Origin of the sequence: Microbacterium sp. ZW CA_36 (genome assembly GCF_044987475.1) — a bacterium.
Classification (GTDB): Bacteria; Actinomycetota; Actinomycetes; order Actinomycetales; family Microbacteriaceae; genus Microbacterium.
This window is the reverse complement of record NZ_JBJDRL010000024.1, coordinates 22,696-41,718: the sequence shown is the minus strand read 5'-3', so window position 1 is coordinate 41,718 and position 19,023 is coordinate 22,696. Positions and strand designations below refer to the sequence as shown.

The following is a 19,023-nucleotide window of genomic DNA, read 5'->3' as shown; positions in this document are numbered from 1 at the left end:
CGAGCGGTGAAGATCCTCTCGATCCAGTCCGCGGTCGCCTACGGTCACGTGGGCAACTCCGCTGCCGTCTTCCCGCTGCAGCGCATCGGCGTCGAGGTCATGCCGGTGTACACGGTGAACTTCTCGAATCACACCGGCTACGGCGCATGGCGCGGCCCGATGATCAGTCCCGACGATGTGCGCGACGTCGTCCTCGGCATCGAGGAGCGCGGCGTCTTCCCGCAGATCGACGTCGTGCTCTCCGGCTATCAGGGCGGGGAAGGCATCGCCGACGTCATCCTCGACACCGTCGCGCGCGTCCGGGAGGCCAACCCCGCCGCCGTGTACGCGTGCGACCCGGTGATGGGCAACGCGAAGTCGGGGTGCTTCGTCGCCCCGGCGATCCCCGTGCTGCTGCGGGAACGCGTCGTGCCCGCAGCCGACATCATCACGCCGAATCAGTTCGAGCTGGGATTCCTGACCGGAACCGAGCCCGCCGACCTCGAGTCCACTCTGGCGTCGGCCGACCTCGCCCGCGCGATGGGGCCGAGCACCGTCCTCGTCACGAGCGTCGAGCGCCCCGATCGTCCAGAAGGGACGATCGAGATGCTCGCCGTCACCGACGACGGCGCGTGGATCGTGCGGACCCCGCACATCCCGATGAAGGCCAACGGCTCGGGTGACGTCACGGCGGCGCTCTTCACCGCGCACCTGCGTCGCAGCGGCGACGCGGCCGACGCCCTCGCCCGCACGACCTCGAGCGTCTACGACCTCCTCGAGCGCACGCACGCGTCGGGCGAGCGCGAGCTGCAGCTCGTCGAGTCGCAGGAGGCCTACGCCCACCCGCGCCTGCAGTTCGAGGTCACGAAGGTCCGCTGACGAGCAGCGGAGCGGATGCCGCGCCTGCGGCATCCGCTCCTGCGGTCAGCCGTGCCAGGCGTCGGCCACCGCGCGGCGTACGTCGCCGAGAAGCTGCGGCAGCGCCTTCGTCTTGGCGATGATCGGGAAGAAGTTGGCGTCGGCCGCCCATCGCGGCACGATGTGCTGGTGCAGGTGCTCGTCGACGCCGGCGCCGGCGACATGGCCCTGGTTCATGCCGATGTTGAAGCCGTCGCACCGCGAGACCTGACGCAGCACGCGCATCCCCTGCTGGGTGAGCGCGCCGATCTCGGCGACCTCTTCGTCGGTCGCCTGGTCGTACGTCGCGATGTGGCGGTACGGGCACACCAGCAGATGCCCCGAGTTGTACGGGAACAGGTTGAGCAGCGCGTACGCCGTGCGCCCGCGGAAGACGATGAGCCCGTCCTCGTCGGACTTGCGCGGCGCCTCGCAGAACGGGCACTCCTTGCGCAGCACCTCGGGTCCCGCCTGGATGTAGGCCATCCGGTGAGGAGTCCAGAGACGCTGGAACTCGTCCGGCACCCCAGGAAGCGTCGCGGCGTCGACGAGCGCCGCGTCGGCGGCGTCCGTCTGCCGGACGCCTTCCGACCCGGCCTCGTCGCTCACGCGCCCTTCGACAGGCTCAGGAACCGAGACTTCGCGATCGCGACTCCCCGCAAGCGGGTCGTCGCTCACGCGAAGTCCTCCGCGGTGTTCACCAGGGCGTGGGAGTCGATGGCCTCGCGCACGCGACGCACGGCGTCGGCGATCGGGACGCCGTTCTCCTGCGTCCCGTCGCGGAAGCGGAACGACACGGTGCCTGCAGACTGGTCCTGTGCACCGGCGATCAGCTGCAGCGGCACCTTCTGCGTGGTGTGGGTGCGGATCTTCTTCTGCATCCGGTCGTCGCTGTGGTCCAGATCGGCGCGGACCCCCTCGGCCCTGAGCTGGTCGATCACGTCGCCCAGGTAGTCCGCGAAGTCCTCCGCAACCGGGATGCCGACCACCTGCACCGGCGAGAGCCACACCGGGAACGCACCGGCGTAATGCTCGAGCAGGATCGCGAAGAACCGCTCGATCGAGCCGAACAGCGCGCGGTGGATCATGATCGGCCGCTTCTTCTGGCCGTCGCGATCGGTGTACTCGAGCTCGAAGCGCTCGGGCAGGTTGGGGTCCACCTGCACCGTGGAGAGCTGCCACACGCGGCCGATCGCGTCGCGGGTCTTGAGGTCGATCTTCGGACCGTAGAACGCCGCCTCACCCGGCACCTCGGTGAGCTTCAGGCCGCTCGCGACCGCGACGTTGCGCAGCGCGTTGGTCGAGTAGTCCCAGAACTCGTCGGAGCCGATCCACTTCTCCTTCTCGTCGTCGCGCATCGACAGCTCGAGCTCGAAGTCGTCCAGGCCGAAGTCGCGCAGCATCGAGATGACGAACTCCAGGACTTTGGTGGCCTCCTCCTCGAGCTGCTCGGGGGTGACGAACAGGTGGGAGTCGTCCTGTGTGAAGCCGCGGACGCGGGTGAGCCCGTGCAGCGCGCCCGACAGCTCGTTGCGGTAGACGGTGCCGTTCTCCGCGAGTCTCATCGGCAGGTCGCGGTAGCTGCGCGCACGCTCCTTGTAGATGAGGATGTGCATCGGGCAGTTCATCGGCTTCAGGTAGTAGTCCTGGCCGTGCTTGGTGATCTCGCCGTTCTCGTCGCGCTCCTCGTCCATCACGATGGGCGGGAACATGCCCTCCTTGTAGGTGACGAGGTGGTTCGAGGTGAGGAACAGGTCCTCCTTCGAGATGTGCGGCGTGTACACGTAGGTGTAGCCGCCGGCGATGTGGCGACGGCGCGCGTGCTGCTCCATCTCGCCGCGGACGACACCGCCGCGCGGGTGCCAGACGGACAGGCCCGAGCCGATCTCGTCGGGGAACGAGAAGAGGTCGAGGTCCTTGCCGAGCTTGCGGTGGTCGCGCTTGGCGGCCTCCTCCAGACGCGTCTGGTACGCGCGCAGCTCATCCTTCGACGGCCAGGCGGTGCCGTAGATGCGCTGCAGCTGCGGGTTCTTCTCGCTGCCGCGCCAGTACGCACCGGCGATGCGCTGCAGTGCCCAGCCGTTGCCGATCATCCGCGTGTTGGGCAGGTGCGGACCCCGGCAGAGGTCCTTCCACACGGTCTGGCCGTCGCGGTCGACGTTGTCGTAGATGGTCAGCTCGCCGGCGCCGACCTCGACCGAGGCGCCCTCGGTCTTCTCTGCCCCGCCGCCCTTGAGGCCGATGAGCTCGAGCTTGAACGGCTCGTCGACGAGCTCCGCCCGCGCCTCGTCGTCACTGACGACGCGGCGCACGAAGCGCTGGCCCTCGCGGACGATGCGCTGCATCTCCTTGTCGATCGCCTTGAGGTCCTCCGGCGTGAAGGGATGCTCGACGCCGAAGTCGTAATAGAACCCGTCCGTGATCGGCGGACCGATGCCGAGGTTGGCCTGCGGGTTGATGCGCTGCACGGCCTGGGCGAGCACGTGCGCGGTCGAGTGGCGCAGGATGGCGAGACCGTCGGGGTTGTCGATGGTGACCGGCTCGACGGCATCCGTGTCGCTCACCACCGTCGCGAGGTCTTTCAGTTCGCCGTTCACCCGCAATGCGACCACGGAGCGGTCGGGGAACAGGGCGAAGCCGTCGATGGGCAGGGACACAGCGTCAGTCACGGAAACTCTCCTGGGAATGGCTCGGATCAAGGCTACTCAGCTTCAGGCGCACGACACGCCCCGCCCGCTCAGGCGCCGAGCGTTCGCGTGTCGGTCTTGAGTGCCGCGGCAGCGGTCGACCAGACGAGTTCCACCCCTCGAGTGTAACCAGTGCCCGCGCGGGCACGGGTGCCGGCACACAGGGCGCGTGGGCACGTCGCGCCGGATCGTCGGCAGCGTCGCGGCGTAGCCTGAGCGGATGCGCCGACACTCCCTCGACTCCGCGGCGATCGCTTCTGCCGGCTACGACGCCGACACTGCCGTGCTCGAGCTCGAGTTCACCTCGGGCGAGCTCTACCGCTACTTCGCGGTGCCGCCGTCGGTGTATCGCGGACTGCGCGCCGCCGAGAGCGCCGGTCGCTTCTTCCGCGAGAGGATCAGGGAGGTCTATCCGTCCGAGCACGTCCGCTGACGCAGGAGGGAAGCGAAACCCCCGCCGGGGCGGGGGTTTCAGGTGGTGGGCGATACTGGGATCGAACCAGTGACCTCTTCCGTGTCAGGGAAGCGCGCTACCGCTGCGCCAATCGCCCGAGTCGAACTCCGGTCGGGACCGGGAGTGGAGGTGGCGACGGGATTCGAACCCGTGTAAACGGCTTTGCAGGCCGGTGCCTAGCCGCTCGGCCACGCCACCGCGTGTGGTTTGACCCCACGTGCCGTGATCTCTGGAGGAGATCCCTGCACTCGAGCGGATGACGAGACTCGAACTCGCGACCCCAACCTTGGCAAGGTTGTGCGCTACCAACTGCGCTACATCCGCATTTCGCCCCCGGGTTGTTCACCCGGGCACTTGAAAGACTCTAACCGATCCTCGCCCTCCTGCAAAACCGGACGCACCCCGCGCGTGTCATGCAGAACTGGTCCGAGGCATGCTTCGGCATCCGGTAGGATCGGTAGTCGTCCCCCTCGGGGAACGGGCGATTGGCGCAGTTGGTAGCGCGCTTCCTTCACACGGAAGAGGTCATCAGTTCGAGTCTGGTATCGCCCACCGCGAAGCCCCCGCTGAACCCGGGGGCTTCTGTCTTTCCCGCCGGTCCCGACGGCGGCTCCGCGCCCTCAGGCGAGCTCGTCCTCGGGTGAGCGCGAGGGGATGTGCGTCGGCTTGGCCGATCGCACCCGGTCGCCGTCGACGATGCGAGCGCGGGTGCCCGCTGCAGCGGGTTGCGGCAGCTCTTCGTTCCCGTCGAGCGGCTGCGGCACGGGTGCGGTCTGCTCCCGCTGCGGGCTCGGATCGAACGGGGACGGCCGTTGTCTGCGCATTCCCAGACCGTACGCGCCGCACATGTGTGCTCTCTCAGGTGGCCGCGTCGACCCGCCTGACTCCTCAGTCGCCGGAGTCCCATCCGTAGCGGCGGTGGAGTGCGTCGGCGACGCGTCCGAATCGCTCCGGATCGAGAGCGGATGCCTCGCGCCGCATGCCGTCGCGATGCACACTGTAGAGCTGATCGATGTCGACCCAGGACGGGCGGCCCTGCGCGTCCCACTCCCCCGTGCCGATCGCGAGGAAGTCCCGGTCTCCGTCGTGGGCCTTGCTCGTCAGGCGGACGGCGTAGACGCGATCGCCGCTCTGCCGTGCGATGACCAGCACCGGACGATCCTTGCCGCGGCCGTCGTTCTCGGCGTACGGCACCCACGTCCAGACGATCTCGCCCGCATCGGGGTCGCCGTCGTGGTCGGGGGCATACGTGATCCGCAGCGCGTCCGCGCGGGGTGGGGGCATCTCCACGGTCGCGGCGGCGCCGCTGCGGCTCTGGGACGGCGCCCGAGGGGCGGGCGGATGCGTCGGAGCCGCCCCCCTGCGGGGCCGGAGGATGCTGCTCAGGATGCCGAGCAGCCCGTTTCGCTGTGTCACAGTCGTCATCCTAGGAGTGCGAGGCATCCTCCCCCGAGCACGGCGAAGGGGCGCCGCGGTGGGGGGAACCGCGACGCCCCTTCGGGCAGTGCCGTACGTGTCAGGCGCGCGCGCCCTCGAGCACGTAGCCCTCCTCGCCGTGGACGACGGTGTCGATGCCGGCGACCTCGTCCTCGTTCTTGACGCGGAAGCCGATCGTCTTCTCGATCGCGAAGCCGATGACGTAGGCGAGCACGAACGAGTACACGAGCACCGACACGGCGGCGATCGCCTGGACCATCAGCTGCGTGCCGTCGCCGCCGGTGAACAGGCCGGTGCCGGTGGCGAAGAAGCCGAGGTAGAGCGTTCCGATGAGGCCGCCCACGAGGTGGATGCCCACCACGTCGAGCGAGTCGTCGAAGCCCCACTTGAACTTGAGCTCGATCGCGAGGGCGCAGACCGCACCCGCGATGAAGCCGAGGAGGATTGCCCAGCCCGGGGTCAGCGACGCGCAGGCCGGAGTGATCGCGACGAGACCGGCCACGGCGCCCGAGGCGGCACCCACCGAGGTGGGCTTGCCGTCCTTGAACTTCTCGACGATCAGCCAGGCCAGCAGAGCCGCTGCGGGGGCGGCGATCGTGTTGACGAACGCGAGCGCGGCGGTGCCGTCGGCGGCGAGCTCGGAGCCCGCGTTGAAGCCGAACCAGCCGAACCACAGCAGGCCGGCGCCGAGGAGCACGAACGGCGGGTTGTGCGGGACGTGGACGCCCTTCTGGAAGCCGACGCGCTTGCCCAGGACGAGCGCCAGCGCGAGGGCTGCCGCACCCGCGTTGATGTGGACAGCGGTTCCGCCGGCGAAGTCGATCGCACCGACGCCGAACCACTCCTGCATGCCGTACGTGATCCAGCCGCCGTAGGCGAAGCTGCCGTCCTCGGCGAGTCCGAAGTTGAAGACCCAGCTCGCGACAGGGAAGTAGACGATCGTCGCCCAGATCGCGGCGAAGATCATCCACGAGCCGAACTTGGCGCGGTCGGCGATGGCGCCGGAGACGAGCGCGACCGTGAGGATCGCAAAAGTCGCCTGGAACGCCACGAACGCGAGCGGCGGGTAGGCGGCGCCCTCGGGCACCTCGAGCAGGCTGGTGAGCCCGATCGCCGACCAGTCGATCGCCCACGGCGCGACGAGGCCGTCAGCGGAAGGGAACGCGATGGCGTAGCCGTAGACGACCCACAGGACGCCGATGAGGCCGAGTGCGCCGAAGCTGAGCATCATCATGCTGATGACGCTCTTCGCCTTCACGAGACCGCCGTAGAAGAATGCGAGTCCTGGCGTCATCAACAGGACGAGCGCCGCGCATATCAGGATGAATGCGGTGTTGCCTTGATCCATCTCGAAGAGAACCTCTCTGCAGGGACGCAGGTATAGCGTCGGGTCCCCCCAGTGTGACCACGGTCCGTTTCAGCCTCGGACCGACCCGTGTTTCCCCCTCGTTACACGAGGGCGGCGCACGTAAACATCGTGTTTCGGCGGACCGAACGCGGGCCGCGAATCCGACCGGAGTCGGCCGGTCCCGCGAGTGTCGTGTCGCTCAGTCGAGTGTCGATGCGACGAGCCGGGAGATCGCGCGCAGGTACTTCTTGCGGTACCCGCCGGCCAGCATCTCCTCGGGGAAGACGAGGTCGAGCGACGTGCCGGTGGCGCGGATCGGCAGTTGTGCGTCATACACGCGGTCGATGAACGCGACGAACCGAAGAGCGGCGGACTGGTCGGTGAACGGAGCGACGTCGCGCAAGCCCACGAGCGACAGCCCGTCGATGAGCCGGATGTACCGCGACGGGTGCACGCGCGCCAAGTGGGCGACGAGAGCATCGAACGTGTCGTCCGACGCGAGGCCCGCCGCTGCGGCGTTCGCGATGGCCGCCTCGTACTGGGGCGGATCGAGCACGGCGGCGTGGCCGTCGAGCGCGCGGTGGCGGAAGTCGGTGCCGTCGATGCGGATCGTCTGGAAGCTCGCGGACATCGCGTGGATCTCGCGGAGGAAGTCCTGCGCGGCGAAGCGCCCTTCGCCGAGCGCGTTGGGCGGCGTGTTCGATGTCGCCGCAAGTCGTGTGCCCGACCCGACGAGCTCGCCGAGCAGGCGGGTCATGACCATCGTGTCGCCGGGGTCGTCCAGCTCGAACTCGTCGATGCACAGCAGGTCTGCGCCGCGGAACAGCTCGACGGTCTTCTGGTAGCCGAGCGCGCCCACGAGCGCCGTGTACTCGATGAACGAGCCGAAGTACTTCCGGCGTGCGGGCATCGCGTGATAGACGGAGGCGAGCAGGTGCGTCTTGCCGACGCCGAAGCCGCCGTCGAGGTAGACGCCCGGCTTGAGCTCGGGGCGCTTGGCGCGCCGGAAGAGTCCCCCCTTCGCGGGGGCCGACGCACCGGAGAAGGCCTGGAGCAGGTCCTTCGCCTCCTGCTGCGACGGGTAGGCCGGGTCGGCGCGATACGTGTCGAACGTCGCATCGGCGAACTGCGGGGGCGGGACCAGCGCGGCGACCATCTCGGCGCCGGCGAGCTGCGGGGCGCGCTCCACGAGGTGGACGACGCCGGTGCGTGTGGCGGAGACGGTCATGCGGATCCTGTGTCGGAGTCTTACAGAGGGGCTGTGCACGCCGGTCCGGGAATCTATGGTCGGAGGCGACGGTTCAACCCTAACCGTCGCCCGCGTGCGCCCGCCTCGCCTGACGCCGGATGGCGGACGCACGATCGCATCACCCGACTCCAGGAGATCCCATGCCCGTCGAGACCGATACCTCGTCCGAGAAGTTCGCCGCCTACGCCCAGCCGGGGCGCCTCGTCACGGGCGCGTGGCTGCAGACCCACCTGGGTGAGCCGGGCCTGGTCGTCGTGGAGTCCGACGAGGACGTCCTGCTGTACGAGACGGGCCACATCCCCGGCGCGGTCAAGGTCGACTGGCACACCGAGCTCAACGACCCCGTGGTCCGCGACTACGTGGACGGCGAGGGCTTCGCCGCGCTTCTCAGCCGCAAGGGCATCTCGCGCGACGACACCGTCGTGATCTACGGCGACAAGAACAACTGGTGGGCCGCGTACGCGCTGTGGGTGTTCTCCCTGTTCGGGCATGAGGACGTCCGCCTGCTCGACGGCGGGCGCGACAAGTGGATCGCCGAAGGGCGGCCGATCACCACCGCGCCGTCGGAGCCGGCCCCCACCCGCTACCCGGTCGTCGAGCGCGACGACGCGGCCCTGCGCGCCTACAAGGAGGATGTGCTCGCACACCTGGGCAACGGGCCGCTCATCGACGTCCGCTCCCCCGAGGAGTACGACGGCTCCCGCACCACCGCCCCGGCCTACCCCGAGGAGAGCGCACTGCGCGGTGGCCACATCCCGTCGGCGCAGAGCGTTCCGTGGGCACGCGCGGTCGCCGCGGACGGCGGCTTCAAGACGCGCGCCGAGCTCGAGGCGATCTACCGCGACGAAGTCGGCCTCCAAGACGGCGATGCGATCGTCGCGTACTGCCGCATCGGCGAGCGGTCGAGTCACACGTGGTTCGTCCTTCGGCACCTGCTCGGCTTCGACGACGTCCGCAACTACGACGGATCGTGGACCGAGTGGGGCAGCGCGGTGCGCGTGCCGATCGTGACGGGCGCGGAGCCGGGAGCGGCCCCCGCCCGCTGAGCCGCGGCATCCTCCCCCGCCGTCTGCAGCTGGGGCGCCGCCTCGCATCCGCGCAGCTCAGGGGCGCACGGCCCCACCGCATGGGAAGATGGCAGAGATGACCGAAGCCGTCCTGCCCGACCGTCTCGCCGAGATCCGCGACGAGTTCCTGGAGCTGCCCGAACCCGACCGGCTGCAGCTGCTGCTGGAGTACTCGTACGAGCTGCCGGCGGTGCCGGCGCAGTACGAGGATCATCCAGAGCGGTACGAGCGTGTGGTCGAGTGCCAGTCGCCGGTCTTCATCATCGTCGACGTGGATGCCGACGGCGTCGTCGCGATGCACGCCACCGCGCCGCCCGAGGCGCCGACGACCCGCGGCTTCGCGAGCATCCTGGCACAGGGACTCACCGGGCTCACGGCCGCAGAGGTGCTGGCTGTGCCCGGCGACTACCCGCAGACGCTGGGGCTCACCCGCGTCGTGTCGCCCCTGCGCATCTCCGGGATGACGGGCATGCTGCTGCGGGCGCAGCGACAGGTCCGCGCCGCCTCGGCCGCCTGAGCTGCCGCGGTCCGCTCAGTCCGCGATGATCCCCTGCGCGGTCAGCCACGTGCCGATGCTGCTGCTCCACCGCTCCTGGTCGTAGTTCCAGAGCTTGGTGTGCCGCGCCACCTCGAAGATCTGCATCTCGACCAGGTCGGGTCGGGCCGCGACGAGAGCGTGCGACGCGTCCGACGGCACGAAGCCGTCGTCGTCGCTGTGCAGGATCAGGATCGGATGCCGCAGCTCGCCTGCCCGGGCGACGACGTCGAGCTGGTCGAGGCGGATCGCCGCACCCGCCCGAGTCAGCGGGGACGCCCACTCGGTCTGCAGAGCCTCCATCGCGAGCCGGCTGACGGCCCCGGGCACGCGCTCCGCGCGCGCCTGGTAGTTCAGCACCGTGCGCCAGTCGACGACCGGCGACTCGAGGATCAGGCCCGCGATCGCGTCGCCGAGCGGGGAGTTGAGCGCGAGCTGCAGTGCGATGGCTCCGCCCATCGACCAGCCCATGACGATGATGCGGCGTGCGCCACGACGGCGGGCGAAGCCGATCGCCGCGTCGACGTCGCGCCATTCGGTCGCACCGAGCGTGTAGGTGCCGTTGCGGCTGCGAGGCGCCTCGCCGTCGTTGCGGTAGGAGACGACGAGAGAGGTGATGCCGAGAGCGTGGAACACCGGCACCGCGCGCAGGCACTCCGCGCGGGTCGTGCCCCGGCCATGCACCTGGATCACCCAGGTGTCGCCGTCCCCCGCGGGGAACAGCCACGCCGGGCACGGCCCCACCGTGGAGCCGATCAGCTCGATGGTGAAGGGCAGCTGCAGCTGCTCGGGACGGTCGTAGTACCACCCGCTGAAAGCAGCTTCGGGCTCGAGACGCGCGTCCGCAGGGATGTGCGTCAGGAGCTTGCGCTTGACGCTCGTGCCATCCTCCGAGAGCACCGAGCCGAGCTTGATGTAGTCGGACGACCCCGTCGTGAACAGGCCGTAGCGTCCCGGCAGCTCGGTGTCGGCCGTCCGAGACAGCGTGATGGTCTGCGCGGCCGTGTCGAGCGCGAGGATGCGCGTGTCGGCCAGCCGCCGTGCAGGGGTCACCACCTTGCGTGCCATCAGCACCGAGCCGGCAGCAAGGGCGCCGAGCGCACCGGCCAGTGCCACGCTCAGCACGGTGAGCGCGGCTTTCACGCCGGCGACGAGGGCAGGAGATGCGGCGCGCACTGCGGCGCGCCTGGAGGCGACCATCGAGGAACGATTCTAGTCTGTCCGCGTGGCTGAGCAGCGTCCCCCCGCGGCATCGAGCGCCTTCGAGCGGGCCGCGCAGGCGGTGCGTGACATCCGTTTCCGCGACGACCTCACGGTGCGGGAGATCGCTGCGCCGCAGGGACTCGCGCCCGACGCGATCGCTATCGCGGGCGACGTGCGCTCCTCACCCGATGACACGGACTCCCCGTACGGCACCGGTCGTCTCGTGCTGCTGCACGATCCCGACGAACCCGCACCCTGGAACGGTCCGTGGCGGATCGTCTGCTTCGCGCAGGCACCTCTGGAGCCCGAGATCGGCATCGATCCGCTCCTCGCCGATGTCGCATGGACCTGGCTCACCGACGCGCTTCAGTCGCGTGGCGCGGGCTTCCACTCGGCATCCGGCACCGCCACCAAGACTCTCTCGAAGGGCTTCGGCGCCCTTGCGGCGGAAGGCGACGGGGCGCAGATCGAATTGCGTGCGTCGTGGTCGCCGGAAGGCGCGATCGCCGCGCACGTGGAAGCATGGGCGGAGTTGGTTTGCATGCTGGCCGGTCTTCCCCCCGGCTCGGAAGGGATCGCGATGCTCGGTTCGCACAGGTCGCCGCGTGGCTGAATACGACGTGATCGACGAGCTCGCGCGCGTCGAGGAGGCGGTGCGGCGTCTCGCCGCAGGCGAAGGGCCGGTCGCCGTCGACGTCGAGCGCGCATCGGGCTTCCGCTACTCGCAGCGGGCGTACCTGGTGCAGGTGTTCCGCCGAGGCGCGGGCGTCTTCCTCTTCGACCCGCCGCCGATCGGCGACTTCCGGGCGCTGCAGGCCGCGATCGGCGACCTGGAATGGGTGCTGCACGCCGCGAGCCAGGACCTGCCGTCGCTGCGCGAGATCGGTCTGGAACCGGCGAGCATCTTCGACACCGAGCTGGCCGCACGCCTGCTCGGCCATGAGCGCGTGGGCCTCGGCGCCGTCGTCGAGGACACGCTCGGCATCTCCCTCGCGAAGGCGCACTCGGCCTCCGACTGGTCGACGCGGCCACTGCCGCAGTCCTGGCTGGAGTACGCGGCATTGGACGTCGAGCACCTCGTCGATGTGCGCGACAAGCTCGCCGACGAGCTCGTGGAGCAGGGCAAGACGGAGTTCGCGGCCGAGGAGTTCCGAGCGGTGCTGGAGCGCGAACCCAAACCTCAGCGCGAAGAGCCCTGGCGCCGGCTGTCGGGCCTTCACACGGTGCGTGGCCGGAAGGCACTGGCGGTGGCACGCGAGCTGTGGATCGCCCGCGAGGAGTACGCACGCGACGAGGACGTCGCCCCAGGACGACTCGTCCCCGACCGGGCCATCGTCGCCGCAGTGATCGCCGATCCCCCATCCAAGAGCGCCCTCGCGGCGCTCAAGGAGTTCACCGGACGGGCGAGTCGCTCCCAGCTCGACCGGTGGTGGGCGGCGATCGAGGCGGGGCGCGCCGTCCCCCAGCTGCCGCTCGAGCGTGCCACCGGCGGAGACACCCTTCCGCCGCCCCGCGCGTGGGTCGACCGGAACCCCGAGGCCGACGCCCGCCTCAAGGCGGCGCGTCCGGTCGTCGAGAAGCGCGCCGAAGAGCTTCACATGCCGACCGAGAACCTGCTGACGCCCGAGCTGCTGCGGCGGGTCGCATGGACTCCCCCGCAGCCGCTGACGGCGGAGACCGTCGGAGACGCGCTCGCTGTGCTGGGTGCGCGTCCCTGGCAGATTGCGCAGACTGCACAGGTGATCGCCGATGCCTTTGTGGATTCCGTGCAAGCCGCGTCGGGGGCGTCGGAACCGGCTTCGTAGGTTTCCGCCACCCGATTCCGGGCGCTCCGTGGGCCCTCCTAGGCTGGCGGCATCCCTATTTTTGGAGGCAGAGTGGCCGAGATTTCGGACGTCTTCTTCGTCGATGGAATGCGCACCCCCTTCGGGCGCGCCGGCGAGAAAGGCATGTACTGGAACACCCGAGCGGACGACCTCGCCGTCAAGGCGACGATCGGACTCATGGAACGCAACCCGGGCGTTCCGAAGGACCGCATCGATGACGTCGCCATCGCCGCGACCTCCCAGACGGGCGACCAGGGACTGACCCTCGGCCGCAGCGTCGCGATCCTCGCCGGGCTCCCGCAGACCGTCCCGGGCTTCGCGATCGACCGCATGTGCGCGGGCGCCATGACGAGCGTCACCACGATGGCCGGCTCCATCGGCGTGGGCATGTACGACGTGGCCCTCGCAGGCGGCGTGGAGCACATGGGCCACCACCCGATCGGCGGCAACGCCGACCCCAACCCGCGGTTCGTCGCGGAGAAGATGGTCGACCCGGGTGCGCTGAACATGGGCGTGACCGCGGAGCGGATCTTCGACCGCTTCCCGCACCTCACCAAGGAGCGCTCCGACCGCTACGGGATGCTGAGCCAGCACAAGGCTCAGGCTGCATACGATGCCGGCAAGTTCCAGCGGGACCTCGTGTCGGTCGCGATCAAGGACGCCGAGGGCTCGTGGGGCCTGGCGACCGAGGACGAGGGCCGCCGCCCGCAGACGACGATGGAGGACCTCGCAGGCCTCAAGACCCCGTTCCGGCCGCACGGCCGTGTGACCGCGGGCACGTCGTCGCCGCTCACCGACGGCGCGACGATGTCGCTCCTCGCCGGTGGCGCCGCGGTCAAGGATCTCGGCCTGCGTCCGAAGATGAGGCTCGTCTCGTTCGCCTTCGCCGGCGTGCAGCCCGAGATCATGGGCATCGGGCCGATCCCCTCGACCGAGAAGGCGCTGAAGAAGGCCGGCCTGAAGATCGACGACATCGGCCTGTTCGAGCTGAACGAGGCGTTCGCGATCCAGGTGATCTCGCTGCTCGACCACTTCGGCATCGCCGACGACGATCCCCGCGTCAACCAGTGGGGCGGCGCGATCGCGCTCGGCCACCCGCTGGCGGCGTCGGGGGTCCGCCTGATGATCCAGCTCGCGGCGCAGTTCGCCGAGCGACCGGACGTGCGCTACGGCCTGACGGCGATGTGCGTCGGTCTCGGCCAGGGCGGCTCGGTCATCTGGGAGAACCCGTTCTACGACGGAAAGAAGCGGAAGTAAGCGCGGCATGACGAACTACGACGACATCGACTTCTCCCCGATCCTGGCCGTCACCGAGGGCGAGGTGATCACGCACTCGCGGGTGCGCGACATCCGTCTCGCCTCCGGCAAGGTCCTGGCGCTCATCACGCTCGACAACGGGCGGGACCACACCCGGCCCAACACGCTGGGCCCCGCCACGATGTTCCAGCTCGGCGAGACGCTCGACGCCCTCAAGGCGCGCGCGTCCGCCGGCGAGATCCAGGCGGTCGGCATCACCGGCAAGCAGTACATCCTCGCCGCCGGGGCCGACCTGTCCGACATCTCGAAGGTGGGCTCGAAGGACGACGCGCGCCTGGTCGCGCAGCTCGGCCACAAGGTGTTCGGCAAGCTGTCCGAGCTGGGCGTCCCGACGTTCGCCTTCGTGAACGGCCTCGCGCTCGGCGGCGGACTCGAGATCGCGCTCAACTCGACGTACCGGACGGTGGATGCCTCTGCCGCCGCGATCGCACTGCCCGAGGTCTTCCTCGGCATCATCCCGGGCTGGGGCGGTGCGTATCTGCTGCCGAACCTCATCGGCATCGAGAACGCTCTCGAGGTCGTGATCTCCAACCCGCTCAAGCAGAACCGGATGCTGAAGCCTCAGCAGGCGTTCGAGTACGGCATCGTCGACGCGATCTTCCCGGCGGCGAACTACCTCGAGGACTCGCTGGCCTGGGCGGACGGTGTGCTGACCGGCAAGACGAAGGTGGAGCGCAAGAACGAGCCGGGCAAGATCGAGCGCCTGACCAAGTGGCCGATCGCCGTCAAGATGGCCCGGGGCATGCTCGAGTCGAAGATCGGCACGGTGCCGCTCTCGCCGTACGCGGCGCTGGAGCTCCTCGACAAGGCGAAGAGCGGCACGAAGGCCGAGGGCTTCGCGCGTGAGGACGAGGCGCTGGCCGAGCTCGTCACGGGCGACCAGTTCGCGGCATCGATGTACGCCTTCGATCTGGTGCAGAAGCGCGCCAAGCGCCCGGTCGGCGCTCCCGACAAGGCGCTGGCGAAGAAGGTCGGCAAGGTCGGCATCATCGGCGCCGGCCTGATGGCGAGCCAGTTCGCCCTGCTGTTCGTGCGCAAGCTCCAGGTGCCGGTGCTCATCACGGATCTGGACCAGGCGCGCGTCGACAAGGGCGTGGCGTACATCCACGACGAAATCGGCAAGCTCGAGGCGAAGGGCCGCCTCGACGGCGACTCCGCCAACCGGCTGCGCGCGCTCGTGACGGGAACGACCGACAAGAGCCTGTACGCGGACTGCGACTTCGTCATCGAGGCCGTCTTCGAAGAGGTCGGCGTCAAGCAGCAGGTGTTCGGCGAGATCGAGCAGATCGTCGCCGAGGACGCGATCCTCGCGACCAACACCTCGTCGCTGTCGGTCGAGGAGATCGGTGCCACGCTCGCCCACCCGGAGCGCCTGGTCGGCTTCCACTTCTTCAACCCGGTCGCGGTCATGCCGCTGATCGAGATCGTGAAGACGCCGCAGACGTCGGATGCCGCCCTGTCGACCGCGTTCGTGGTCGCACGCAACCTCGGCAAGAACGCGGTGCTCACCGCGGACGCGCCGGGCTTCGTGGTGAACCGGCTGCTGGCGAAGGTCATGGGCGAGGCGGCGCGCGCCGTCTACGAGGGCACACCGGTGGCGGACGTCGAGAAGGCGTTCGCGCCCCTCGGTCTGCCGATGGGCCCGTTCCAGCTCATCGACCTCGTCGGCTGGAAGGTGGCCGCGCACGTCCAGGACACGATGGTGCACGCGTTCCCCGACCGCTTCTACGCGAACGAGAACTTCCACGCGCTGGCGGAACTGCCGGAGGTCGTGGAGAAGGACCGCGGCGGCCGCGTCACCGGCTGGACCAAGGCGGCCGAGAAGCTGCTCAAGCCCGCCGTGGGATCGTCTCCCGCGTCGGCCGAGACGATCCTCGCCCGGGTGCAGGACGGCCTCGCGCAGGAGATCAAGATCATGCTCGACGAGGGCGTTGTCCCCGAGGTTGAGGACATCGATCTCTGCCTCATCCTCGGTGCGGGCTGGCCGTTCATCGACGGCGGCGCGTCGCCCTACCTCGATCGCGAGGGAGCATCCGAGCGCGCCTTCGGCGACACCTTCCACCACCCGGTGATCAAGGGGATCGCCGGCTGACACCGCCGACCGCTCACGGAAGGGCGCATCCTCTCTGCCGAGGATGCGCCCTTCCGCACGTGCGGGAGGAGTCGGCCGCATGCTGTTCCTCGCGCCCGCGCCGCGAACGGCGATGCTCCCCTCACCGAACGCGATGCGTCCGAAGCGTGAACACTCGGCGCGCGAGGGCCTCCACGGCGCACCGGCGCTTCTGCGCAGGGCATCCTGTCCCTGTCGGATGGTGCGAACGGGAGGTGTCCGGATGCTGGATGTGATCTCGGGGCTGTTCAGCGGCAGTGCGCTGGGGGTGCTGGTCAAGACCAGTGGCGCGGCGTTGACGCTGCTCGTGGTCGTCCCCGCCCTCATGAAGCTGTTCCTGGTGACGGTCGACGAGGGTTCGACCGCGATCCGGACCCGCAACGGGAAGCCGATCATCCGTCGTGTCCGGGGTGCGGACGACGGTCGCGGCGAGGTGGTGGTGCTGCGGCCCGGCACCCACGGCGCGTTCCCGATCTTCTACTGGTATCGGCTGGTCGATGTGCGCGCGCGATCGACGGATCTGCCCGCCCGCAGCCTCACCGCCGCCAGCGGACATCAGCATCTGGTGCATGCCTCGTTCGACTGGCGCCCGATCGTGTCGGGGCACGATCTGCGCGTGCTCGAGCTCGACGTCGTCAATGTGCGGGAGCGTGCAGGCAACATCGTGGGTGCGGCGCTGCGCGACCTCGTGCACCAGCTGGACGGCGCGGTGCTCCCGCCCAACGACCTCCTGTCTCCGCGCGTCGTCAGCGCGTGCTCCGACCTCGTGCGCACGGACTGCGGCATCGAGCTGCTGCGCGTGATCGTCACGGGCGACGCCCTCACCGACGGCTACCTGCTGTCGCAGGCGATCACTCCGCGTCCGGCGGACCCGCAGAGCGCGGAGTGGGATGCCGCGGCCTCCGTCCTCGCGACGCGGCTCTCGTCCGTCTAGCGTCGGTCGTCGCGGCTGCGCGCAAGATCCGACAGCGTCGGGATCTCACCCGTCGGCGTCGGGTCGCCGCTCTGGGCACCGCGCGCGACCGGGATGCGCGTGCCGAGCACCTGCGCCACGACATCCTGCGCGATCTTGGCCGCTGTGAGCCCGGCATCCTCGAGGATCTGCTCTCGGCTCGCGTGGTCGATGAACTGGTCGGGCACACCCAGCTCGTCCACCGCGGTGTCGACGCCCGCCTCGCGCAGCACCTGGCGCACGCGTGTGCCGATGCCGCCGACCCGGATGCCGTCCTCGATCGTGATGACCAGGCGATGGGATGCCGCGAGCTCGACGACAGACGCCTGCACCGGCACGACCCAGCGGGGGTCGACGACGGTGGCGCCGATGCCCTGTGCGCGCAGGCGCCCGGCCACGTCGACGGCGATGTGCGCCATGGGGCCGATGCCGACCAGCAGCACATCGTGCGCGTCGGAGCGCACCAGCACGTCGACGCCGTCATCCAGGCGCTCGAGCGCGGGGAGCTCCGGGCTGACGCCGCCCTTCGGGAAGCGGATCACCGTGGGGCCGTCGTCGATGGCGACCGCCTCCTGCAGCTCCTCACGCAGGCGCGTGCCGTCTCTGGGCACGGCGATGCGGATGTTCGGCACGATCTGCAGCATGGCCAGATCCCAGATGCCGTGGTGGCTCGGTCCGTCGGGGCCGGTCACCCCGGCGCGGTCGAGCACGAAGGTCACGCCGGCGCGGTGGAGGGCGACATCCATCAGCACCTGGTCGAACGCGCGGTTCATGAACGTCGCGTAGATCGCGACGACCGGATGCAGGCCGCCGAAGGCGAGACCGGCGGCGGAGGCGACCGCGTGCTGCTCGGCGATCCCGACGTCGTACACGCGGTCGGGGAATCGCTGGGCGAACGGCAGGAGCCCGGTCGGTCGCAGCATCGCCGCCGTCATCGCGATCACGTCGTCGCGCGCATCGCCCACCGCGACGAGCTCGTCGGCGAACACGTCGGTCCAGGCCAGACCGCTGGTCGCGCCGAGCGATTCGCCGGTGATCGGGTCGATCTTCCCGACCGCATGGAACTGGTCGGCCTCGTCCTCCAGAGCCGGAGCGTAGCCGCGGCCCTTCTCCGTGATGGCGTGGACGATGACGGGAGCGCCGTACGACTTCGCGAGCTCGAGGGTCTCGATCAGCGTCGGCAGGTCGTGACCGTCGACAGGGCCGAGGTACTTGATGTCGAGGTTCGAGTAGAGGGCCGCGTTGTTCGTGAACCGGGAGAGGAAGCCGTGGGTGCCCCCGCGAACGCCGCGGTAGACGGCGCGCGCGGCGGGACCCAGCTTGCGGAACAGGTCGTCGGAGCCGCGGTGCAGCGTGCGGTAGGACTCTGCCGTGCGGACGCGGTTGAGGTAGCGGGCCATCCCGCCGATCGTCGGGGCGTAGGAGCGGCCGTTGTCGTTGACGACGATCACGAGATTGCGGTCGTTGTCGTCGGAGATGTTGTTGAGCGCCTCCCACGTCATGCCGCCCGTCAGGGCCCCGTCGCCCACGACGGCCACGACGTGCCGGTCCTTGCGCCCGGTGCGGGTCAGGGCGCGCGAGACGCCGTCCGCCCAGCTCAGCGAGCTCGACGCGTGCGACGACTCGACGACGTCGTGCGCGCTCTCCGAGCGCTGCGGGTACCCGGCGAGGCCGTCGCGCGCGCGCAGGTTCGTGAAGTCCTGCCTGCCCGTGAGCAGCTTGTGCACGTAGGACTGGTGGCCGGTGTCGAAGATCATCGGGTCGTTCGGTGAATCGAAGACACGATGCAGCGCGATCGTCAGCTCGACGACGCCGAGGTTGGGGCCGAGGTGGCCTCCCGTGCGTGCGACGTTCTCGACGAGGAAGCCGCGGATCTCGCTCGCGAGCTGCTCGAGCTGATCGGTGGTCAGTCCGTCGAGGTCGCGGGGTCCGGTGATGGACGACAGCAGCGACATCCCCGCT

The 19,023-nt window shown here is 69.6% G+C and carries 17 protein-coding genes and 4 tRNA genes; 10 read left to right on the top strand and 11 right to left on the bottom strand.

Features of this window, described 5'->3' with window-relative positions; all coding sequences use genetic code 11:
- Nucleotides 1-6 precede the first annotated feature (6 nt).
- Nucleotides 7-858, top strand: a complete 852-nt coding sequence (gene pdxY / locus ACI3KX_RS12035) for a pyridoxal kinase PdxY (protein WP_363357373.1) — start codon at nucleotides 7-9, stop codon at nucleotides 856-858.
- A gap of 45 nt (nucleotides 859-903) precedes the next feature.
- Here the strand turns inward: pdxY and ACI3KX_RS12030 are convergent, their stop codons facing one another.
- Together ACI3KX_RS12030 and thrS are read right to left on the bottom strand one after the other, a co-directional pair.
- Nucleotides 904-1,485, bottom strand: a complete 582-nt coding sequence (locus ACI3KX_RS12030) for an HIT domain-containing protein (protein ID WP_363357372.1) — start codon at nucleotides 1,483-1,485, stop codon at nucleotides 904-906.
- A 65-nt stretch (nucleotides 1,486-1,550) separates the two neighbouring features.
- Nucleotides 1,551-3,545 carry a threonine--tRNA ligase gene (gene thrS / locus ACI3KX_RS12025; protein ID WP_363357371.1) on the bottom strand — a complete coding sequence of 665 codons (1,995 nt, stop codon included), beginning with the start codon at nucleotides 3,543-3,545 and terminating at the stop codon, nucleotides 1,551-1,553.
- Between the two features lie 238 nt (nucleotides 3,546-3,783).
- Between thrS and ACI3KX_RS12020 the strand changes: the two genes are divergently transcribed.
- A complete protein-coding gene (locus tag ACI3KX_RS12020; protein ID WP_349427523.1) occupies nucleotides 3,784-3,996 on the top strand; it encodes a KTSC domain-containing protein in 213 nt (70 codons plus the stop codon).
- 43 nt (nucleotides 3,997-4,039) lie between these two features.
- On the opposite strand, the gene ACI3KX_RS12015 is transcribed toward ACI3KX_RS12020, so the two are convergent.
- The 3 genes from ACI3KX_RS12015 to ACI3KX_RS12005 all read right to left on the bottom strand — a co-directional run bounded on the left by ACI3KX_RS12015 (nucleotide 4,040) and on the right by ACI3KX_RS12005 (nucleotide 4,341).
- Nucleotides 4,040-4,114: transfer RNA gene (locus tag ACI3KX_RS12015), tRNA-Val, on the bottom strand.
- A 27-nt stretch (nucleotides 4,115-4,141) separates the two neighbouring features.
- Nucleotides 4,142-4,215 (bottom strand) — tRNA-Cys (locus tag ACI3KX_RS12010).
- 53 nt (nucleotides 4,216-4,268) lie between these two features.
- A tRNA-Gly gene (locus tag ACI3KX_RS12005) sits at nucleotides 4,269-4,341 on the bottom strand.
- A gap of 155 nt (nucleotides 4,342-4,496) precedes the next feature.
- Here ACI3KX_RS12005 and ACI3KX_RS12000 point away from each other — a divergent pair.
- Nucleotides 4,497-4,569, top strand: a tRNA-Val gene (locus tag ACI3KX_RS12000).
- A 68-nt stretch (nucleotides 4,570-4,637) separates the two neighbouring features.
- Here the strand turns inward: ACI3KX_RS12000 and ACI3KX_RS11995 are convergent.
- From ACI3KX_RS11995 to zapE, 4 genes are all read right to left on the bottom strand, one after another.
- Entirely contained in the window at nucleotides 4,638-4,841 is a 204-nt protein-coding gene (locus ACI3KX_RS11995; RefSeq protein ID WP_404909904.1) for a hypothetical protein, read from the bottom strand.
- 64 nt (nucleotides 4,842-4,905) lie between these two features.
- Nucleotides 4,906-5,442, bottom strand: coding sequence for a type II toxin-antitoxin system PemK/MazF family toxin (locus ACI3KX_RS11990; RefSeq protein ID WP_404909903.1), 537 nt, complete (start codon nucleotides 5,440-5,442; stop codon nucleotides 4,906-4,908).
- Between the two features lie 91 nt (nucleotides 5,443-5,533).
- The gene (locus ACI3KX_RS11985; RefSeq protein ID WP_349427520.1) at nucleotides 5,534-6,802 is read right to left on the bottom strand and encodes an ammonium transporter; all 1,269 of its coding nucleotides are present in this window, start codon (nucleotides 6,800-6,802) and stop codon (nucleotides 5,534-5,536) included.
- A gap of 199 nt (nucleotides 6,803-7,001) precedes the next feature.
- On the bottom strand, nucleotides 7,002-8,030 hold the full coding sequence (zapE, locus tag ACI3KX_RS11980; RefSeq protein ID WP_404909902.1) for a cell division protein ZapE: 1,029 nt from the start codon (nucleotides 8,028-8,030) through the stop codon (nucleotides 7,002-7,004).
- A 161-nt stretch (nucleotides 8,031-8,191) separates the two neighbouring features.
- On the opposite strand from zapE, the gene ACI3KX_RS11975 reads away from it, so the two are divergent.
- Both ACI3KX_RS11975 and ACI3KX_RS11970 read left to right on the top strand, forming a co-directional pair.
- Complete coding sequence (locus ACI3KX_RS11975; RefSeq protein WP_349427518.1) at nucleotides 8,192-9,097, top strand: sulfurtransferase; 906 nt, start codon at nucleotides 8,192-8,194, stop codon at nucleotides 9,095-9,097.
- Between the two features lie 97 nt (nucleotides 9,098-9,194).
- On the top strand, nucleotides 9,195-9,635 hold the full coding sequence (locus ACI3KX_RS11970) for a SufE family protein (RefSeq protein WP_349427517.1): 441 nt from the start codon (nucleotides 9,195-9,197) through the stop codon (nucleotides 9,633-9,635).
- A gap of 15 nt (nucleotides 9,636-9,650) precedes the next feature.
- Here ACI3KX_RS11970 and ACI3KX_RS11965 read toward each other — a convergent pair whose 3' ends face one another.
- Nucleotides 9,651-10,853, bottom strand: a complete 1,203-nt coding sequence (locus ACI3KX_RS11965) for an alpha/beta hydrolase family protein (protein WP_404909901.1) — start codon at nucleotides 10,851-10,853, stop codon at nucleotides 9,651-9,653.
- Nucleotides 10,854-10,878: 25 nt separating this feature from the next.
- Between ACI3KX_RS11965 and ACI3KX_RS11960 the strand changes: the two genes are divergently transcribed.
- The 5 genes from ACI3KX_RS11960 (at nucleotide 10,879) to ACI3KX_RS11940 (ending at nucleotide 17,043) form a co-directional block, all read left to right on the top strand.
- A complete protein-coding gene (locus ACI3KX_RS11960) occupies nucleotides 10,879-11,469 on the top strand; it encodes a DUF3000 domain-containing protein (RefSeq protein ID WP_404909900.1) in 591 nt (196 codons plus the stop codon).
- Nucleotides 11,462-12,661, top strand: coding sequence for a ribonuclease D (locus ACI3KX_RS11955; RefSeq protein ID WP_404909899.1), 1,200 nt, complete (start codon nucleotides 11,462-11,464; stop codon nucleotides 12,659-12,661). The genes ACI3KX_RS11960 and ACI3KX_RS11955 overlap by 8 nt, the downstream gene beginning before the upstream one ends.
- Before the next feature lie 72 nt (nucleotides 12,662-12,733).
- On the top strand, nucleotides 12,734-13,939 hold the full coding sequence (locus tag ACI3KX_RS11950; RefSeq protein ID WP_404909898.1) for a thiolase family protein: 1,206 nt from the start codon (nucleotides 12,734-12,736) through the stop codon (nucleotides 13,937-13,939).
- Between the two features lie 7 nt (nucleotides 13,940-13,946).
- Nucleotides 13,947-16,091, top strand: coding sequence for a 3-hydroxyacyl-CoA dehydrogenase NAD-binding domain-containing protein (locus tag ACI3KX_RS11945; RefSeq protein ID WP_363357364.1), 2,145 nt, complete (start codon nucleotides 13,947-13,949; stop codon nucleotides 16,089-16,091).
- A 241-nt stretch (nucleotides 16,092-16,332) separates the two neighbouring features.
- A complete protein-coding gene (locus ACI3KX_RS11940; protein WP_404909897.1) occupies nucleotides 16,333-17,043 on the top strand; it encodes a hypothetical protein in 711 nt (236 codons plus the stop codon).
- Here ACI3KX_RS11940 and dxs read toward each other — a convergent pair.
- The gene (dxs, locus tag ACI3KX_RS11935; RefSeq protein ID WP_363357363.1) at nucleotides 17,040-19,016 is read right to left on the bottom strand and encodes a 1-deoxy-D-xylulose-5-phosphate synthase; all 1,977 of its coding nucleotides are present in this window, start codon (nucleotides 19,014-19,016) and stop codon (nucleotides 17,040-17,042) included. The genes ACI3KX_RS11940 and dxs overlap by 4 nt on opposite strands.
- Nucleotides 19,017-19,023 lie beyond the last annotated feature (7 nt).